Origin of the sequence: Priestia sp. J2 (assembly GCF_020790095.1) — a bacterium.
In the GTDB taxonomy this organism is placed as follows: Bacteria; Bacillota; Bacilli; order Bacillales; family Bacillaceae_H; genus Priestia; species Priestia zanthoxyli.
In genome coordinates, this window is record NZ_CP086208.1 from 4,243,152 (window position 1) to 4,261,261 (window position 18,110).

Annotated in this window: 15 protein-coding genes; 3 read left to right on the forward strand and 12 right to left on the reverse strand. The window is 39.0% G+C overall.

Translation table 11 applies throughout. The annotated features are described in order from the left end of the window. Positions 1–5: 5 nt before the first annotated feature. The 5 genes from lpdA to LJY09_RS21970 form a co-directional block, all read right to left on the reverse strand. The gene (gene lpdA, locus LJY09_RS21950) at positions 6–1,427 is read right to left on the reverse strand and encodes a dihydrolipoyl dehydrogenase (RefSeq protein WP_154989700.1); all 1,422 of its coding nucleotides are present in this window, start codon (positions 1,425–1,427) and stop codon (positions 6–8) included. A 28-nt stretch (positions 1,428–1,455) separates the two neighbouring features. Then, a complete protein-coding gene (gene buk, locus LJY09_RS21955; protein WP_390896062.1) occupies positions 1,456–2,535 on the reverse strand; it encodes a butyrate kinase in 1,080 nt (359 codons plus the stop codon). 96 nt (positions 2,536–2,631) lie between these two features. Continuing rightward, positions 2,632–3,735 carry a branched-chain amino acid dehydrogenase gene (gene bcd / locus LJY09_RS21960; protein WP_013059125.1) on the reverse strand — a complete coding sequence of 368 codons (1,104 nt, stop codon included), beginning with the start codon at positions 3,733–3,735 and terminating at the stop codon, positions 2,632–2,634. A 12-nt stretch (positions 3,736–3,747) separates the two neighbouring features. Then, on the reverse strand, positions 3,748–4,659 hold the full coding sequence (gene yqiS, locus LJY09_RS21965) for a phosphate butyryltransferase (protein WP_416339290.1): 912 nt from the start codon (positions 4,657–4,659) through the stop codon (positions 3,748–3,750). A 238-nt stretch (positions 4,660–4,897) separates the two neighbouring features. After that, positions 4,898–6,967: a sigma-54 interaction domain-containing protein gene (locus LJY09_RS21970; protein WP_028411583.1), complete on the reverse strand. Its 2,070-nt coding sequence runs from the start codon at positions 6,965–6,967 to the stop codon at positions 4,898–4,900. Between the two features lie 175 nt (positions 6,968–7,142). Here LJY09_RS21970 and LJY09_RS21975 point away from each other — a divergent pair, with 175 nt between their 5' ends. After that, positions 7,143–7,394: a DUF2627 domain-containing protein gene (locus LJY09_RS21975; RefSeq protein WP_028411584.1), complete on the forward strand. Its 252-nt coding sequence runs from the start codon at positions 7,143–7,145 to the stop codon at positions 7,392–7,394. A gap of 12 nt (positions 7,395–7,406) precedes the next feature. Here the strand turns inward: LJY09_RS21975 and LJY09_RS21980 are convergent, their stop codons facing one another. Beyond that, entirely contained in the window at positions 7,407–8,135 is a 729-nt protein-coding gene (locus tag LJY09_RS21980; protein WP_228307427.1) for a glycerophosphodiester phosphodiesterase, read from the reverse strand. 124 nt (positions 8,136–8,259) lie between these two features. On the opposite strand from LJY09_RS21980, the gene LJY09_RS21985 reads away from it, so the two are divergent. Both LJY09_RS21985 and LJY09_RS21990 read left to right on the forward strand, forming a co-directional pair. Further along, positions 8,260–8,412, forward strand: coding sequence for a YycC family protein (locus LJY09_RS21985; protein WP_013059130.1), 153 nt, complete (start codon positions 8,260–8,262; stop codon positions 8,410–8,412). A 313-nt stretch (positions 8,413–8,725) separates the two neighbouring features. Then, positions 8,726–10,057: a peptide MFS transporter gene (locus tag LJY09_RS21990; protein WP_098112935.1), complete on the forward strand. Its 1,332-nt coding sequence runs from the start codon at positions 8,726–8,728 to the stop codon at positions 10,055–10,057. A gap of 370 nt (positions 10,058–10,427) precedes the next feature. Here LJY09_RS21990 and spo0A read toward each other — a convergent pair whose 3' ends face one another. From spo0A to dxs, 6 genes are all read right to left on the reverse strand, one after another. Further along, complete coding sequence (gene spo0A / locus LJY09_RS21995) at positions 10,428–11,216, reverse strand: sporulation transcription factor Spo0A (RefSeq protein ID WP_013084985.1); 789 nt, start codon at positions 11,214–11,216, stop codon at positions 10,428–10,430. 227 nt (positions 11,217–11,443) lie between these two features. After that, complete coding sequence (gene spoIVB, locus LJY09_RS22000) at positions 11,444–12,724, reverse strand: SpoIVB peptidase (RefSeq protein WP_028411587.1); 1,281 nt, start codon at positions 12,722–12,724, stop codon at positions 11,444–11,446. A 182-nt stretch (positions 12,725–12,906) separates the two neighbouring features. Beyond that, entirely contained in the window at positions 12,907–14,634 is a 1,728-nt protein-coding gene (gene recN, locus LJY09_RS22005; protein ID WP_028411588.1) for a DNA repair protein RecN, read from the reverse strand. Between the two features lie 16 nt (positions 14,635–14,650). Beyond that, a complete protein-coding gene (ahrC, locus tag LJY09_RS22010; RefSeq protein ID WP_013059136.1) occupies positions 14,651–15,100 on the reverse strand; it encodes a transcriptional regulator AhrC/ArgR in 450 nt (149 codons plus the stop codon). A gap of 161 nt (positions 15,101–15,261) precedes the next feature. After that, positions 15,262–16,089 carry a TlyA family RNA methyltransferase gene (locus LJY09_RS22015; protein WP_028411589.1) on the reverse strand — a complete coding sequence of 276 codons (828 nt, stop codon included), beginning with the start codon at positions 16,087–16,089 and terminating at the stop codon, positions 15,262–15,264. After that, a complete protein-coding gene (dxs, locus tag LJY09_RS22020; RefSeq protein ID WP_028411590.1) occupies positions 16,086–17,987 on the reverse strand; it encodes a 1-deoxy-D-xylulose-5-phosphate synthase in 1,902 nt (633 codons plus the stop codon). Before dxs ends, LJY09_RS22015 begins: the two co-directional genes overlap by 4 nt. Positions 17,988–18,110: the final 123 nt, after the last annotated feature.

Genomic DNA, 18,110 nt, shown 5'->3' on the forward strand with positions numbered 1-18,110 from the left:
AATCATCAAAAATGAATCGCTTTTCCATCTACAGCTAATGAAGCTTCTCCCATTGCTTCTGAAAGGCTAGGGTGAGGATGAATGGTATGAGCAATTTCCCATGGTGTAGCATCCAATACCTTTGCAAGACCCGCTTCAGAGATCATATCCGTCACGTGAGGTCCAATCATATGCACACCAAGAACATCATTTGTGTCGGCATCGGCAATAATTTTAACAAATCCCTCTGCCTCTCCATATACAAGAGCTTTTCCAACGGCCTTAAACGGAAACTTTCCAACCTTCAGCTGAAATCCTTGCTGTTTTGCTTCTTGTTCTGTTAATCCTACACTTGCTGCCTCCGGGCTGCTATATACGCATTTAGAGATTGTTGTATAATCAATCTTCAAAGGCTTTTCACCGTGTAAATGCTCCACAGCTACAATCCCTTCGTGAGAAGCTACATGTGCAAGCTGCAGTCCGCCAATCACATCTCCAATTGCGTAGATATGAGATTCTTTCGTTTGATAAAAATCATTCGTGGCAATCACACCGTTTTCTACTACAATATCAGTATTCTCGAGACCAATTCCTTCGACATTCGCTTGACGCCCTACAGATACAAGCAGCTTTTCTGCTTCATATTCTTGCATATCGTCTCCTACTTGAGCCGAAATTTTCACCTGACCATCAATAGACAGTGTATCAGCCATTACTTTAGCAGAAGTAATAATGGTAACTCCTTTTGCTTTTAAAAGCTTCGTCATTTCACGGGAGATATCTTGATCTTCTGTTGGTAAAATTCGATCGCTGTATTCCACAACCGTTACATCAACATCAAAATCTGTGAGCATTGACGCCCATTCAATTCCAATGACGCCGCCTCCCACAATAATAATAGAAGCAGGAAGTGTTTCCAGCTTTAATGCTTCATCTGAAGTGATTACTTTCTCTCCGTCAATCGTTAAACCAGGTAATGTTCTAGGGCGAGACCCTGTTGCGACAATTACATTCTTTGGAATAAGCATTTCGTTTTCTTCACCGCTTTTTAATTCAACGGAGATGGTTCCTGGCATAGGAGAAAAAATAGAAGGTCCTAAAATACGTCCAATTCCTTCATATACGTCAATTTTACCTTTTTTCATTAGCTGTTTGACACCGTTATGTAACTGTGAAACAATTTCTGACTTTCGTTCTTGTACACGTGCATAGTTCAATAGTACATTGGACGTTTCTACGCCAAATTCACTGCTTTTCTTAGCCGTTTGATAGACTTCTGCACTTCTTAGTAAAGCTTTGCTTGGGATACACCCTGCGTGCAGGCATGTGCCGCCTAACTTATTTTTCTCCACAACCGCTACTGATAGACCTAACTGAGAGGCACGAATAGCTGCTACGTATCCTCCGGTTCCACCGCCAAGAATGACCAAATCATATTCTTTTGCCACACTGCTTCACACCTTTCTGCAAACGCTATTAAGCGCCTTTATATTCCTTCACTTCTTCTTCACCTGTAAGCACTCGGAGAGCCCCTTCAGCTAGCGCTTGAAGCTCATTTTCCCCAGGATAAACAATGACATCTGCAATCCACTTTACATGATTAATAATCAGCTCAACAAACGCTTTTGAATAAGCAATGCCTCCCGTTAGAATAATGGCGTCTACTTTTCCATGCAATACCGTACTGGCAGCTCCAATTTCCTTCGAAATTTGATAAGCCATTGCTTCGTAGATAAGCTTAGCTTTTTCGTTTCCATTTTTCACTAGCGCTTCGACTTTCTGCACGTCAGATGTACCCAAATAACCGACAAGCCCGCCTTTTCCTACAAGCATTTTCATAATCTCCTCGCGGTAATACTGACCTGAAAAGCAAAGACGAACTAATTCACCAACCGGTACACCGCCAGCGCGCTCTGGACTAAAAGGACCGTCGCCGTGCAGGCCATTGTTCACATCAATTACTTTTCCACACTTGTGAACTCCAACTGTAATGCCTCCGCCCATATGGGTAACAATAACGTTCATTTGTTCGTATGTGCTATTCATTTCTTTGGCCACTTTTCGAGCCACCGATTTTTGATTCAGCGCATGAAAGATGCTTTTCCTTTCCATAAAAGGAGTTCCTGAGATACGAGCGGTGTCACTTAGCTCATCTACCACCACTGGATCAACAATGTACGCTGGAATATTTAATCCAGATGCAATCTCAAACGCTAAAATCCCGCCTAAATTGGAAGCATGATGGCCGGCATAACCGTCTTTTAAATCTTTGAGCATGGCTTGATTTACTTCGTATGTGCCGCCTTCAATCGGGCGTAAAAGCCCTCCTCTTCCACATACTGCACTTAATTTAGATAAATTAATCCCTTCTTCATCAAGTGCCTCTAAAATCGAGTTTTTACGGAACTCATACTGTGCATATATCGTCTCAAACTGATTCATTTGCTGTGAATCGTAGCGGATTGTTCGATCAAAAATTGGTTTATCGTTGTGAAATACGCCAATTTTTGTGGACGTTGAACCCGGATTTATTATCAGCATTCGATATTCGTGCATATCCAACACATGTCCTCCTACCTTATCATTCTCATAAACGAAGGCTAGGTCGAAAGGATTTCATTTATTCCTTTTGCCTAGCCTTCAGCTCAAACATTAGCGCGTATGACGTCTACTTAAAATATGCTGTCCATTTTGTAAAAATTGACTGCGTGAACGACGCAGCTTTTCAATTCTTTCTTCAGCTAAGCGATCTGCTGCTAGATAGGTTGGAATGCCATCTCGCTTTGAGATTTCAACTACCTTTTCAATATTATCATAAATACCTTCAACTTTTTTCAGCGCACGCTCACGGTTATATCCAACTAGCTCATCAGCTACGTTAATAACGCCTCCTGCGTTAATAACATAGTCCGGTGCATATACAATGCCTAATTCATGGATTAAATCACCATGACGCGTTTCTTTTAATTGATTATTAGCTGCCCCTGCAATAACTTTTGCTTTTATTTGAGGGATCGTTTCATCGTTAATCGTTGCTCCGAGTGCACAAGGAGCATAGATATCACATTCTACACCATAAATATCATTTGGGTCTACTGCTTGCGCACCAAATTCTTCTACCGCACGCTGAACAGCTTCTTTATTAATATCCGTTACAATAAGTTTCGCTCCTTCTTCGTGAAGGTGGCGGCATAAATTATATGCTACGTTTCCTACGCCTTGGACAGCTACTACTTTTCCTTCAAGCATATCTGTTCCAAATGCTTCTTTTGCTGCTGCTTTAATTCCTCGGTATACACCGTAGGCTGTGACCGGTGATGGATTGCCTGATGAACCAAAAGCAGGAGATACACCCGTTACATAATCCGTTTCCTCATATACAATATCCATATCCTCTACCGTTGTGCCCACATCTTCTGCTGTAATATATCGACCATTTAATCCTTGAATAAAGCGACCAAATGCACGGAACATCGCTTCATTTTTGTCTTTGCGAGGATCTCCGATAATAACCGTTTTCCCTCCGCCTAAATTCAAGCCTGCTGCTGCATTTTTATAAGTCATTCCGCGTGATAGACGAAGCGCATCTTCAATTGCAGCCTCTTCTGATTCATATGTCCACATTCTCGTACCGCCTAGGGCTGGTCCAATTGTTGTATCGTGAATCGCAATAATGGCTTTTAAGCCTGAATCTTTATCTTGGCAAAATAATAACTGCTCATAATCGTATGTTTCCATATAGTCAAAAATTTTCATTGTTAGTGCCTCCTAAGAATTCTGTTGAGCGACGCTGATAGCAAGCGCCAGTGAGTATAATTTACTTTCTGATGAATCTGCTCTGGATGTTAAGACGACCGGAGCTTTTGCTCCCGCTAGAATAGCTCCAACTTTTGCTTTAGCAAAATAAATAAGGGATTTATATAAGACGTTCCCTGTTTCAATTGCTGGAACGAGTAATATATCTGCTTGACCGGCAACTTCATTTTGAATGCCTTTTTGCTTGGCTGCTTCTATGTTAATGGCATTGTCGAGTGCTAAAGGTCCATCAATAACGCAGCCTTTAATTTGTCCTCTGCGGTTCATCTGTGTAAGAAGTGCAGCCTCTACTGTGGCAGGCATCAAAGGGTTCACAACTTCAACCGCTGCAACAGGAGCTACCTTTGGCATCTCTATCCCAATCGAGTGAGCAACGTTCACCGCGTTTTGAATGATTTGAACTTTCTCTTCCAGAGATGGCGTAATATTCATAGCTGCATCTGTTACAAGAATAGGACGGTCATAGTGAGGAACATCAAACACAGCTACGTGTGATAAAACATTTCCCGTACGCAAACCATGCTCTTTATTTAACACAGCTTTTAAAATAAGCGATGTGGATAAATTCCCTTTCATTACGATATGAGCTTGACCTTGCTGAACTGAACGCACAGCCAATTGAGCCGCTTCTAAAACGGACTCCGTATGTACGACCGTCACAGCCTTATGAGTGAGTAAGGATGGGCGGTACTGCCTGAATAATTCATTAATTGTTGTTTCGTTGCCAAACAAAATAAATTCAGAAACTTCCCTTGACACAGCTTCATACACTGCCTCAATTGTTTCTAAGTCTTCAGCTGCAGCAACAGCAACAGTCAAAGAAGACTGCTTAGCAACCCGAGATAAGATGGTAGCAAGAGTCATGGAATGTTCGACCTCTCCTTTTTCATTCTTTCTTTTGCCCCTTTTTAAAGAGCATACTGCGCGTTTATGCAGTCACTTAAAATATATGCAAGATTTGTGCCACACTCTGCATATATTACATAATATAGCTGCTTATATCCGTTTCTACGCACAAAAAATTTTTTTTATTGATTCTAACGACAAACAGAAAAAAAGAATACCTCTCTATTTATATGCAATAACTTGCACACCATGCATTTTATTGCATGCTGTTATTTGCAAGATTGTATTTTTCCAACTTATAATACAGAGAACGCAGGGAAATATTGAGCTGTTTTGCTGTTTTCGTTCGGTTATACTTGTTTGCAATCAGCACTTTTTGAATAAGTTCAGCTTCATAATTTTCCATCATGTGCGCTAAAGTCTTCCCTTCGAATACTACCTCTTCATTCGCCTGATTTTTTTCTTTTTTGCCCTTGCCTTCAAGTGAAGGGAGATGAACAGAATCAATCATTGTTTCCGTATAGTGCATATAAATAATAGCTCTTCCTAATATGTTTTCAAGCTCTCTGACGTTTCCTGGCCAGTCGTATGATCTCAATGATTGTAAGGCCCGATCTGTTACCCCTTCAACATGTCGGCCGTAATCTTGATTAATTTTTGTAATTAAGTGTGTAACAAGCGCTCCAATATCCTCTTTTCTCTTCCGAAGAGGAGGTATGTGAATCGGAATTTTGTTTAGCCGATAATACAAGTCCTGTCTGATGCTTCCATCAGCCATTCCTTTTTCTAAATTCACATTCGTAGCTGCAATCACGCGAACATTCACCGGAATGGGGGTCGTGCCTCCAACGCGAATAAGCTCTTTTTCTTGAAGCACTCGAAGCAGCTTAGCCTGCATATGAGCTGAAAGCTCCCCGATTTCATCCAAAAAGATGCTACCGTTATTGGCTTCTTCAAAAACACCTCGTTTTCCGCCTCGTTTTGCCCCGGAAAAAGCTCCTTCTTCATACCCAAAAAGTTCACTTTCAAGCAAAGACTCAGAAAGTGCAGCACAGTTGATCCGAACAAATTTATTAAACTTTCGGCTGCTCGCATTATGAATCGCATGTGCAAACAGCTCCTTACCCGTCCCAGATTCACCTCTAAGCAAAACAGTAGCTGGTGTTTTAGCAGCAAGTCTAGCCTGCTCAATTGCTAACTGAAACTCTTCAGACTGACCAATGATATCAGCAAATGAATATTTCGCTTCAAGCGTTCGGATAATTTGACGCGCTCTTTTAAGTTCATTTGTAAGCTCTTGAATTTCAGACATATCATGAATAACGCCAACGCTGCCTTTTAATTTTCCATCGACAATAACAGGGGCAACATTCACAACTACGTCTCTTTTACTCGGACCAAGCCTCATTCTTACACCTCGAACGGGACGTCTTGTTTGCAGCACCTTCATGTGCATACTGTCTCCTTCAGAGATATCGGCAGTCGCGGGCTGACCAATAATATCCGTCTTTTTTAAACCCGTAATTCTCGTATAAGCAGGATTAATTAAAATCCCTCTTCCTTCTTCATCGACAACCGAAATAGCTTCTTCAGAAGATTGAATAATAGCTTGAAGCATAGTTTGTACTTCTTTTAAGTTCGTAACTTCTTCTGCCAATCCGACAACGTCCGTAATATCTTTAAAAATCGAAAAGGCACCAAACAGCTCTCTATTCTCGTCGAGTATTGGTATTCTAGTCGTAATGACCTTCCGTCCGCTATCTAACACAAATTCACTATTTTGATCAATCGTTTTTGTATGAAGAACATCAACAAGTTTACTATTTGGAATAACTTCATGAAGATGCTTACCAATTACATCTCTGTGTGAAAAGTTCGTCAAACGCTCGGCACTTTGATTAAATAGCGTAATATATCCATTCTTATCAATCACGACCATCGCATCATGAGCCGCGTTAAAAATAAGATCATATTTATACGATTCTTGCTTTAACCGCTGAATTAACTCTTCTTTTTCCTCCATCAGATTGGCCATAATTTCAGCAACCAATCCCGGAACTACCAGTGCATCAGCAGGTTTGCTTCTCTGCAATTGTTGAAAAACACCTTGTTTACCTGTTGTTTCAACAATGACATCGAGCTGCTTTGTCATATAAGGCTCCCAATTCATTCCGGTTGAAATATCTTGTTCTTTCGCATGCAAAACAGCCGGCGCGTCAGCTCGTACGTCTACTACACCAATCACTTTCATAAATTCGGTTTCCAACAAGATTTTCAGAATAGCTAATCCACCTTTTCCTCCTCCAACGATCAACACTTTTTGCATATTTTTTCACCTTTTCCACTTAATATGTACATGTTCCGTGCAAAATATTGCATATACCTATCATATAAAAAAAGAAACGCTCTTGACAATTTATTTAGTTCTTTTATGATTCAAGTATAACGGTTTTATAATGTAAACGCATTCATTTTAAAAAAGAGAAGCGAAAGGAGAAGCTATGGTTCGAATTATTGCCCTGCTAATCTTACTTATTCCTGGTATACTCGCTGGATATGGCATTAAACTTATGAGAGATATGATTTTTGGCATCCTGCAATCCCCGTTCCCTTCTTTATTTTTGCAATTTTCAGTCGGTCTTCTGTTATTTGTAATCGGCCTTGGATTTGTTGCTGGCTTTATTCTGCACAGAGACCGCAAGCGAAACAAAGTTCAAAACAGATTTCAAAAAGATAAAAAAACATCGCATTAATGCGATGTTTTTTTACGAAAAGCGTCCCCCAAATTGCTTCACCATTTTTTCAGGATAATCAGTAATAATGGATTCACATCCATATTTCCGAAGCTGCTCAGCTACTTTTACATCATTTACTGTGTAAGGTCGCACTGGAATTTGACAATCTTTTGAAGCGGCTACATTTACTTCATTAACGGTACGCTGATTAGGGTGAAGAGCTTTTGCGCCAAGATGCTGAGCATATACCCAAGGCTCATACATCGGATAAGAATATAAAATAGCTGTTTCAATCGTAGAATCCAGGGAACTAATTCGGGCTAAGCTGTTATGATTAAAAGATGAAATCATCGTTCGATCCTTCATCTTGTATAAATAAATTAAATCCAAGACTTTCATTTCCAAGTATGGATAGTCAAATATATTGTTTTTCAACTCGATATTTACGCTAATTCCTTCACTTGAAGCCCACTCCATTACTTCATTTAACATGGGAATTTTACATACTCCATACTTTTTTTTGAACTTATAGCTCGCATCTAATTTTTGTAAATCTTGATACGTAAAATCTTTTACATACCCTTTTCCATTCGTCGTTCGATCTACTTTTTCATCATGAATTACAGCAAGTTCTCCATCCTTTGTCATATGCACATCAAGTTCAATTCCGTGTGCTCCGACTCTCGCTGCTTCTTTGAAGGAAATCATCGTATTTTCAGGAAACGTTCCAGCTGCGCCGCGATGACCTATTACAAACATACTTGCTCAACTCCTCTATTATCACTTATTATTAACTTTAGCATTACTTAATAGTGAAAGCACGAATTTACTGTTTATACTTTTTCACTTTCATTACTTTATATGCAAAAGGAGGTCGTTGTGTATGAGACCACTGCAAATTTCACCGGATACAGCCGTAAAATTAGCAGAACAATTAAATATCCCTCTCGAGCAATTAATGCATATGCCTCAGCATATTTTGCTACAGAAACTTGCTGAATTAAATGCGAGCGAAGATAAAAAAGGATCTGAATAACAGATCCTTTTTTCTTTCGAATTTTCGTTTCCAAAAATAGTATTACTTTCTTACTTCATTTCCCATAACATATATTAGAATATTTAATAATATAAATGTATTTTTAAAAATGCTTTTAAATAAGTAATTTAATACTTTTTTGTGTATATTTAATTATTTTTTGATTTTTCCATATAATTTCATTGACGAAATTATTGTTTTTCTACTAAAATAAAAATACATTATATTTATTCTAGTACTTATATTCTGATTTTTTGATCAATTCAAATAAAAGAATTAAATAGTATGAGAGAAATTTTAGGGGGACTTCATTATGCAAGCAGCTGTACAACACGAAAATCAGCAGCAAAATGAGTCTAGGAAAAAACACCCTCCTGGACTGTACTTATTATTCGCGACTGAGGCATGGGAAAGATTTAGTTATTATGGAATGAGAGCCATTCTGGTTCTTTATTTAACTGCTACCGCTGCTCAAGGTGGACTCGGGGTAGATAAAGCAACTGCACTGAGCTTATATGGAACATTCACTAGTGCTGTTTACATTACGCCGATGATTGGCGGATATTTAACAGACCGCTTCCTCGGAAGAAGGCTAGCCATCACAATCGGTGGTGTGATTATGGCACTCGGGAATTTTTCCATCTTCATTCATCAAAGCGTAGCCGCTTTGTATATCGGACTTGCTTTATTAATTATCGGAAACGGATTTTTCAAACCAAATATCTCCACATTGGTCGGAGATCTTTATGCAGAAAATGATCCTCGCCGTGACGGTGCTTTTACCATTTTTTATATGGGTATTAACTTTGGTGCATTTTTCGCCCCATTAGTTGTTGGATTAATGAGTTATAAATACGGATTTTTAACAGCAGCTATCGGAATGGTTGTTGGACAAATTTTATTTAACCTACTGGCTAATCGCTATTTAGGTGATATTGGGAAAGAGCCTACAGGAAAAGTTCATGCAGCAGCATCTCAAACATCAACTGCTCCGCTGACAGCACGAGAAAAGAAAAGAACGGTTGCTATCGTTATTCTAGCTTTCGTTGTTATTGCTTTCTGGACAGCTTTTGAACAGGCTGGAAGTTCTTTAACGCTATATGCTCAAGATCAAATTGATCGTCAAATCGGTAGTTTTACGGTTCCAACAGAGTGGTTCCAATCATTGAATCCACTGTTTATCATGATTTTAGCACCAATTATGTCACTTGTTTGGTACAAGCTAGGAAATTCAAAACGCGGTGATTTTAAAACACCAACAAAAATGGGTATGGGACTTGTAACAGTCGGATTAGGATTCTTAATTTTAATTCCAGCCGTTATGTATACTGGTAATGACCCAGCTTTAAAAGTAAATATCCTATTTATGATTTTCACTTACTTCCTGCACACGCTAGCTGAGCTTATGATTTCGCCAGTAGGGTTGTCTATGGTAAGTAGACTGGCTCCATTAAAGCTTGCTTCTCTTTTAATGGGCGTATGGATGGCAAGCTCTGCTGTTGCTAATAAGCTAGCGGGTGTTCTTGCATCTTATACACAGTCGTTAGGTTATTTCGACATCTTCAGCTTAATCGGAGCTGTAACAATTGTACTTGGAATTATTGTTTTGTTCCTTTCAAAATCGATTGCTAAATTAATGGATTAAAAAAAGCAGCCTTTTCTGAAGGCTGCTTTTTTTATCATTTACTTATCCATATATGTAGATGAATTTTTTAACACATCTTCTAAATCTTCTTTCAAACACAAAGCCCTCATAACAATTAAATAAATTATTTCAATAAAATACACTACTATGGATCACAAGATGTACATTCCCTTAACCTCCCTATTTCCAACTCTTAAAACAAAATGAAAGGACCCATGAATGATTAAAATTCATCGGCCCTGCAGTAAAAAGTTTATTGATTTGCAGTTTGCTATCTAGTGTAAATTCCAAAAGTTTATCGGCATGTACTCTGTATTACAAAAGGTATCAGCTCACTCAAAACCCCGTAATTCCAGCAGTCCTATCCCTTTCAACTCGCTTTATGTTCAAGGCGTAATTTATCCGCAACCATGGCGATAAATTCACTATTTGTCGGCTTTGCTTTTGACATGCTGACAGTATATCCGAATAATGAAGAAATAGAATCAATGTTCCCTCGGCTCCATGCTACTTCAATGGCATGACGAATGGCGCGCTCAACGCGGCTTGCTGTTGTATTGTATTTTTTTGCAATGTCAGGATACAGCACTTTTGTAATCGACCCAAGCAGCTCAATATCCTTATATACCATTGAAATGGCTTCTCTCAAATATAAATAGCCTTTAATATGAGCAGGTACACCAATTTCGTGAATGATGCTCGTAATGCTTGCATCTAAATTTGCTGGTTTGCTGTCGCGATGCGAACGCATGGAAGAAGATGAACGTTGCATAAATGAAGATGTTTGTCCGCTAACTTGACGAATATGATTCACTAAGTTTTCCATATCAAACGGCTTTAGAATAAAATAAGCAGCTCCTAAATCAACCGCTTTTTTCGTTACGTCTTCTTGCCCAAATGCTGTTAGCATGATGACATTTGGATAATTTTCTTTTTTCATTTCTTTTAACTGACCTAAAACTGCTAATCCATCTAGATGCGGCATAATAATGTCTAATACAAGAACATCCGGATCTTTATCTTTTAAAATGGATAAACACTCTTGTCCATTGTAAGCTACTCCGATTACTTCCATGTCTTCTTGCTCTGAAATATAATCTTCAAGCAAACCAATTAGTTCCCGATTATCATCAACCAAGCATACTTTAATTTTTTTCAATGCAGCTTCCTCCTCAGTCCTTTATGTTATACGTCGTTTCCTACGTGTCTCTATTCTTTATTCTAAAGGACAAATTCGACAATGCAACATTATTTCCTTTATTTTTTTAGAAAAAAGTCTTTTAAATGGAATTTATTCGATTTTCTCTTATTTTCTTTGTTTTTCGACGTTTTTCTCGTACATTTACGACAATAATTTTTATCAAAAAAAGCGAACTAATGACAACATTAGCTCGCTTTTTTTCGATTATTTTTATAAATATCGATTCCTGCTTCGTTAAGCATCCATTCAATATGGACACCGTAACCGGAGGTAGGATCATTTACAAAAACATGGGTAACCGCTCCAACGACTTTACCGTTTTGAATAATCGGACTCCCGCTCATTCCTTGAACAATTCCACCTGTTTTCTTTAACAATTTAGGATCTGTAATTTTAATAACCATTCCTTTAGTAGCCGGAAACTTTTGAGGTATAGTACTCATAATTTCAATATCAAATTCTTCCACTTGATCATCATCTACTACCGTTAGAATTTTAGCCGGTCCTTCTTTTACTTGATGAGATAGAGCAATTGGCATTGCTTTATCCATTATTCCGTTTTCCATCGTTGAAGACAATTTTCCAAAAATACCGAAAGGACTATTTCGTGTAATATTTCCAATGATTTGTCTATCTTCAGAAAACCTCGCTAGCTTTTCGCCGGGAACGCCGTTCGAACCTTTCTCAATTGATGTAACGGTCGAACGGACAATTTGTCCATCTTCTACTACGATTGGCTTTTTTGTATCCATATCCGAAATAACATGGCCTAAAGCGCCGTATTTTTTAGATTTTGGATCATAAAAAGTCATTGTGCCAATTCCTGCAGCTGAATCACGGATGTATAAACCGATTCTGTACGCATAATCTTGCTTATCTTTTAACGGATACAGCTTCGTGTCAAACTGCTTTTTTTCTCTTAAAATATGCAGATTTAATGGTTCACCCGTTTTCCCTGCCTGCTGAATAAACGGTGTAATATCACTCATTTTTTCAATGGTTTTACCATTAATCTTCGTAATCATATCTCCAACTTGAATACCCGCAATTTCGCCAGGAGATTTTTTACCTTTTGCTGTATCTACCTGATGATAGCCTACAACAAGAACACCTTTTGAATTTAATTTCACACCGATTGATTGTCCACCAGGAATGACTTTAAAATCAGATAATACCTGCACGTCTACACGCTTTACAGGAATACCGGCCAAATGAAGCATCAACTCTTCTTTGCCTACCTGTTTGCCTGCTACGGTCAGCTTCGCCTTGTTACTTGTTACATCGTAAACAGGTGATGAAGCTTCTACGCTAAGCGGTAATGTCGTATTAATTTTTTCTTTTTGCTGTTCAAATAAGACGATTTGTTTTGGAATGTGTATATATTGTTGCACAACTGGAATAAATCCTACAAAAATGAACGAAACAAGGAGAATCGCACCAATTATATGTCTGTATCGATTTTGCATGTTTTCACTCTCCTCGCTTCCTCGCCTAAATGGCTACACATTTAATTTAGCCTTCTTAGAGCGCATTTATAACAGAAGTTCAGAGAAAAATGAAAAGAAGTGCAAGGAAACATTTTCAGTTCCTCCATTTTGTATAAAAAAACACCTTTAACACATACTGTTACGTGTTAAAAGGTGTTTTGTTAAATGGTCTGCTTCATCTTATCCGCTAAATCTAAAAGCTCTTTGGCATGCTCCTTCGTTAAGCTTGTAATTTCAGCTCCTGCAATCATTCGACCAATTTCTTTTACTTTTTCATCAAGAGTTAATGGAAGAACAGATGTCGTTGTACGATCACCTTTTATCTCTTTAGCAATAAAGAGATGAGTATCTGCCATAGCTGCTACCTGCGGCAAATGAGATATGCAAAGAACCTGCGAATCAACGGAAATGGCATGTATTTTTTCACCGATCGATTGAGCTACTCTTCCACTTACGCCTGTATCAACTTCATCAAAGATAATGGACGTCACGCCTTGATGCTTAGAGAAGATGCTCTTTAACGCCAGCATGATCCTTGACAGTTCTCCGCCTGATGCTACTTTCGCAAGAGGCTTTAACGGTTCACCAGGGTTGGTAGAAATATAAAACTCTACGTTGTCAATGCCGTCTTTGGTGAATTTTATTCTTTCGCCATTTACTTCAACGTCATTTTTACCTGCATTTACGACAGAGAATTTAATTTGAAATACGGTTTTAGCCATATAGAGTTCTTGAAGCTCATGATGGATGCTGTCCGTTAACTCCTGAGCAAGTTTTTTTCGAATAGCTGAAACGTTGTTAGCTTCTACTAATAAATCCTGTGCTACGCTGTTTAACTGTTCTTTGATCTTGCTCACGTGCGTATCTCGATTTTCAATACGATCAATTTCATCTTCAATTTGTGCTGCATATTCTAGAATTTCATCTACACTTTGACCGTATTTACGCTTTAAGTGATTAATTTCATTTAAACGCGCTTCAATAAAGTCTAAGCGTTTCGGATCAAATTCTAATAAATCCAGCTGCTGACGAATTTTATAAGATGCGTCTTCTAACTGATAGAAGCTCGATGAAATAATCTCCGAAATTTCGGCATAGTTTTTTTCCAGTGACGAAATATCCTCCGTATGATTCATTGCTACGCCTACCCAATCCAGACCTTGATGTTCACCGTGCAGCGCATTGTACGCATCGTTTAGCGACGTATAGATCTTTTCAAAGTTGGAAATCTTCAAACGCTCTTCATTTAGTTCCTCGTCTTCATTGAGCTGCAAATTTGCGGCTTTGATTTCATCTAATTGAAATTGAATAAGATCGAGGCGATGTGCCATCTGCTGCTCATTTTCAGTTAATTGATCCAACTGCTTTTTTAGCGACGTATACCTCGAAAATACCTCTCGATACTCCGTCAAAGCCTCTTCTACTTTTTCTCCTCCATATTGATCAAGAAGAGTTAAGTGACGATCTTGATTCATTAAATCTTGGTGCTCGTGCTGTCCATGTATATCAATTAACGTCTGTCCGACTTCACGTAGGATAGCTAACGTGACGAGCTTCCCATTGATACGGCAAATACTTTTCCCATTTGTAGTGATATCTCGGCGAAGCACAATCATTCCATCTTCCACTTCCAAACCGACTTGTTTGGCTTTTTCGTGACTCGGATGCTGTTCTTCATCAAATAAGAAAAGCCCTTCAATTTCGGCTCTGTCTGTTCCATGGCGGACAAACTCCGAAGAGCCTCTTCCACCTACTAACAATGAAATGGCATCAATAATAATCGACTTTCCCGCTCCTGTTTCGCCTGTTAATACCGTTAAGCCTTTTTCAAATGAAACAGAAAGTTCATCAATAATCGCAAAGTTTTTAATGGATAATTCAGCTAACAACCTGCTTCACTCACCTTTATAACATTTCTAAGAATCGGTCTGATATAATTTGCGTATCTTCAGGAGTACGGCAAATAATCAAACATGTATCGTCTCCACAAATTGTTCCTAATATTTCATCCCAGTCCAAATGATCAATCAATGCGCCAATCGCATTTGCGTTTCCCGGCAATGTTTTCATCACCAGCATATGCCCGGCTGAATCAATTTTTACAAATGCGTCCATAAGAGAGCGCTTTAACTTTTGTAAGGGGTTAAAACGCTGATCTGCAGGCAAGCTGTATTTGTATCGTCCGTCCATCAAAGGCACTTTGACTAAGTGCAGTTCTTTAATATCACGAGAGATTGTTGCCTGTGTTACATTAAAACCTTGGTTTTTTAAAATATCTACCAATTCATCCTGTGTTTCAATATCATTATTCGTGATAATGTCACGAATTTTAATATGTCTTTGCCCTTTATTCATGTTGGCACCTCACATTAATATGTAATCTTCTTTTTGTTTTGTTGTTTATAAGTCTTTCACTAATTAAGTATCATAATGTGTTCAACTTGATTATGCACCTTTTGTATAAAGAGTCATAATCAAATCGCCAATGCTAAGTTTTTGCTTAACATTGGCCATTATTACTTTTTCTCTTTTAACGTCTTATGTGCTTCTTCGACCACTTCACGCACAGTAAGCGGAGCTTGATTTTCACCAAGTTCACGCTCGCCTTTCCAGCTCAGATGAAGAAGAAATTCGATATTTCCATCTCCTCCTGTTATCGGTGAATACGACATATTATATACATCGTATCCTTGACGAAGGGAGAAATCCACCATTCCTTGAAGGACTTCTTCATGCACTTTTGAGTCACGCACGATTCCTTTTTTCCCAACTTGCTCTCTTCCAGCCTCAAACTGTGGCTTAACAAGTGCAACAACATCGCTGTATGGAACAAGAAGTGTTTTTAACACAGGGAGAATGAGTCTTAAGGAAATAAACGATACATCAATAGAAGCGAATTCAGGCAAGCCTCTTGATAAATCAGCTGGTGTCACATAACGGAAATTTGTTCGTTCCATTACTTCTACTCGCTCATCTTGACGAAGCTTCCAAGCTAGCTGATTATAGCCTACGTCTAGCGCATAGGACATCTTCGCTCCATTTTGAAGCGCACAATCGGTAAAGCCTCCAGTAGAAGAACCAATATCAATCATGATTTTATCCGCTACATGGACATTAAATTCTTTAATCGCTTTTTCAAGCTTAAAGCCGCCTCTGCTGACGTAAGGCATCACTGCACCTTTAATTGTCAGCGGCGTATCGCGTTCAATTTTCTCTCCCGGCTTATCCAAACGGACTTCATTCGCATAAACAAGTCCTGCCATCACTGTACGCTTTGCTTTTTCTCTTGTTTCAATCAAACCTCGTTCTACTAATAATACATCTACTCGTTCTTTTTTTGTCACTTAACTTCAAGCCTCTTTTGTGTTGGTGTTACGAGTTTTTTAACTCGATTTATAATCTCTTCTTTGGTTAAGCCAATTTCTTCTAAAAGTTTTGTTACGCTGCCGTGCTCGATAAAGCGATCAGGAATACCCATACGTTCAACGCGAGTATTATAATAGCCGTGCTCTGATGCAAACTCTAACACCGCACTTCCAAAACCGCCTTGAAGTACCGCTTCTTCCACCGTAATCACAGGCTTATTCGTTTGGAAAATCTCGTGAAGCATTTTTTCATCCAGCGGTTTAATAAAACGAGCATTGACCACTTTGACGCTGATTCCTTGCTTCTCAAGTTCTGCTGCTGCATCCATCGCCATTGAAATCGTTGTACCAAACGTTAAAATGGTTGTATCCGAACCTTCTTTTAATACGTCCCATGTACCGATCGGAATGTTTTTCAGTTCTGAATCTAGTTCAACACCTAATCCGTTTCCTCTCGCATAGCGCATCGCAATCGGACCTTCTTCATAAGTCAAAGCAGTGTGAACCATGTGCTGACCTTCATTTTCGTCTTTTGGCATCATAATAACAAGGTTAGGCAAATGACGTAAAAACGCAATGTCAAATACCCCTTGGTGCGTTTCACCATCAGCACCTACTAGTCCAGCTCGATCAATCCCAATAAATACATTTAGCTTCTGACGGCAAATATCATGAACCACTTGATCGTATGCACGCTGTAAAAACGTCGAATAAATAGCTAAAAAGGGCTTCATATTTTGAGTTGCAAGACCAGCGGCCATTGTTGTTGCATGCTGCTCTGCAATCCCAACATCAAACATGCGATGCGGAAACTCTTTTTGAAACGCTTCAAGTTTTGAACCTACAGGCATTGCTGGCGTTACTGCTACGATACGCTCATCTTCCCTAGCCATTTTCAATACCGTATCACTTACTAATTTACTCCAAGCAATCGGAACATTTTTGTCTTTAATAAAGTCACCGGACTCAATTTTGTAAGGGCCTGTACCATGCCACGCTCCGCTTTTATCGCTTTCCGCTGGCAAGTACCCTTTCCCTTTTTTCGTAATCACATGAATAAGTACCGGTCCTTTTGTTTTCTTTGCATATTGTAACGTTTCCAATAAATCGTCATAGCTATGGCCGTCAACCGGTCCTAAATACGTAAAGCCAAGATCTTCAAAGAACATGCCTGACACAACCATGTACTTTAGGCCATCTTTTACACGTTCTGCCGTTGCCGCGAGCTTACCGCCTACCGCAGGCACTTTTTTCAGTAGAACTTCAAGCTCATCTTTTACCCAGTTGTATTTGCCCGCCGTGCGCAAACGCCCCAGAATGCTGTGTACAGCCCCGACGTTAGGAGCGATAGACATTTCATTGTCATTTAAAATAACGGTCATATCCGTTTGCTCGTGCCCGATGTGGTTAAGCGCTTCAAGAGCCATACCACCTGTTAAAGCTCCGTCACCAATGATAGGAACAATGTGAGCTTTTGTTTTTTGCAAATCTCTTGCAGCAGCCATTCCCATTGCGGCTGAAAGAGATGTAGAACTATGTCCCGTTTCCCATACATCATGCTCACTTTCATCTCGCTTTGGAAAACCGCATAATCCTTTATATTGACGGATTGTATCAAACTCTCCCGCTCGTCCTGTTAAAATTTTATGGACATACGACTGATGCCCGACGTCCCATAAAAATTTATCTTTTGGACTGTCGAACACTTTATGGAGTGCAAGCGTTAACTCAACAACCCCTAAATTTGGCCCTATATGACCACCAGTTGCAGAAAGCTTTGTAATTAAAAAACGACGAATCTCTTCACTTAGTTCTTCTAATTGTGTTACTGACATTTTCTTTAAAAACTCAGGATTTTTTATCGTTGTAAGATCCAAGGTGGATCACTCACTTTCGTACTTGTTATAAAGTTACCTTAATACATTGTCTATTGTTTTATACGTATAGTCAATTTTTAGTATTTCCTTATTACTTACAATACCTTTGATATTCTATCAGTA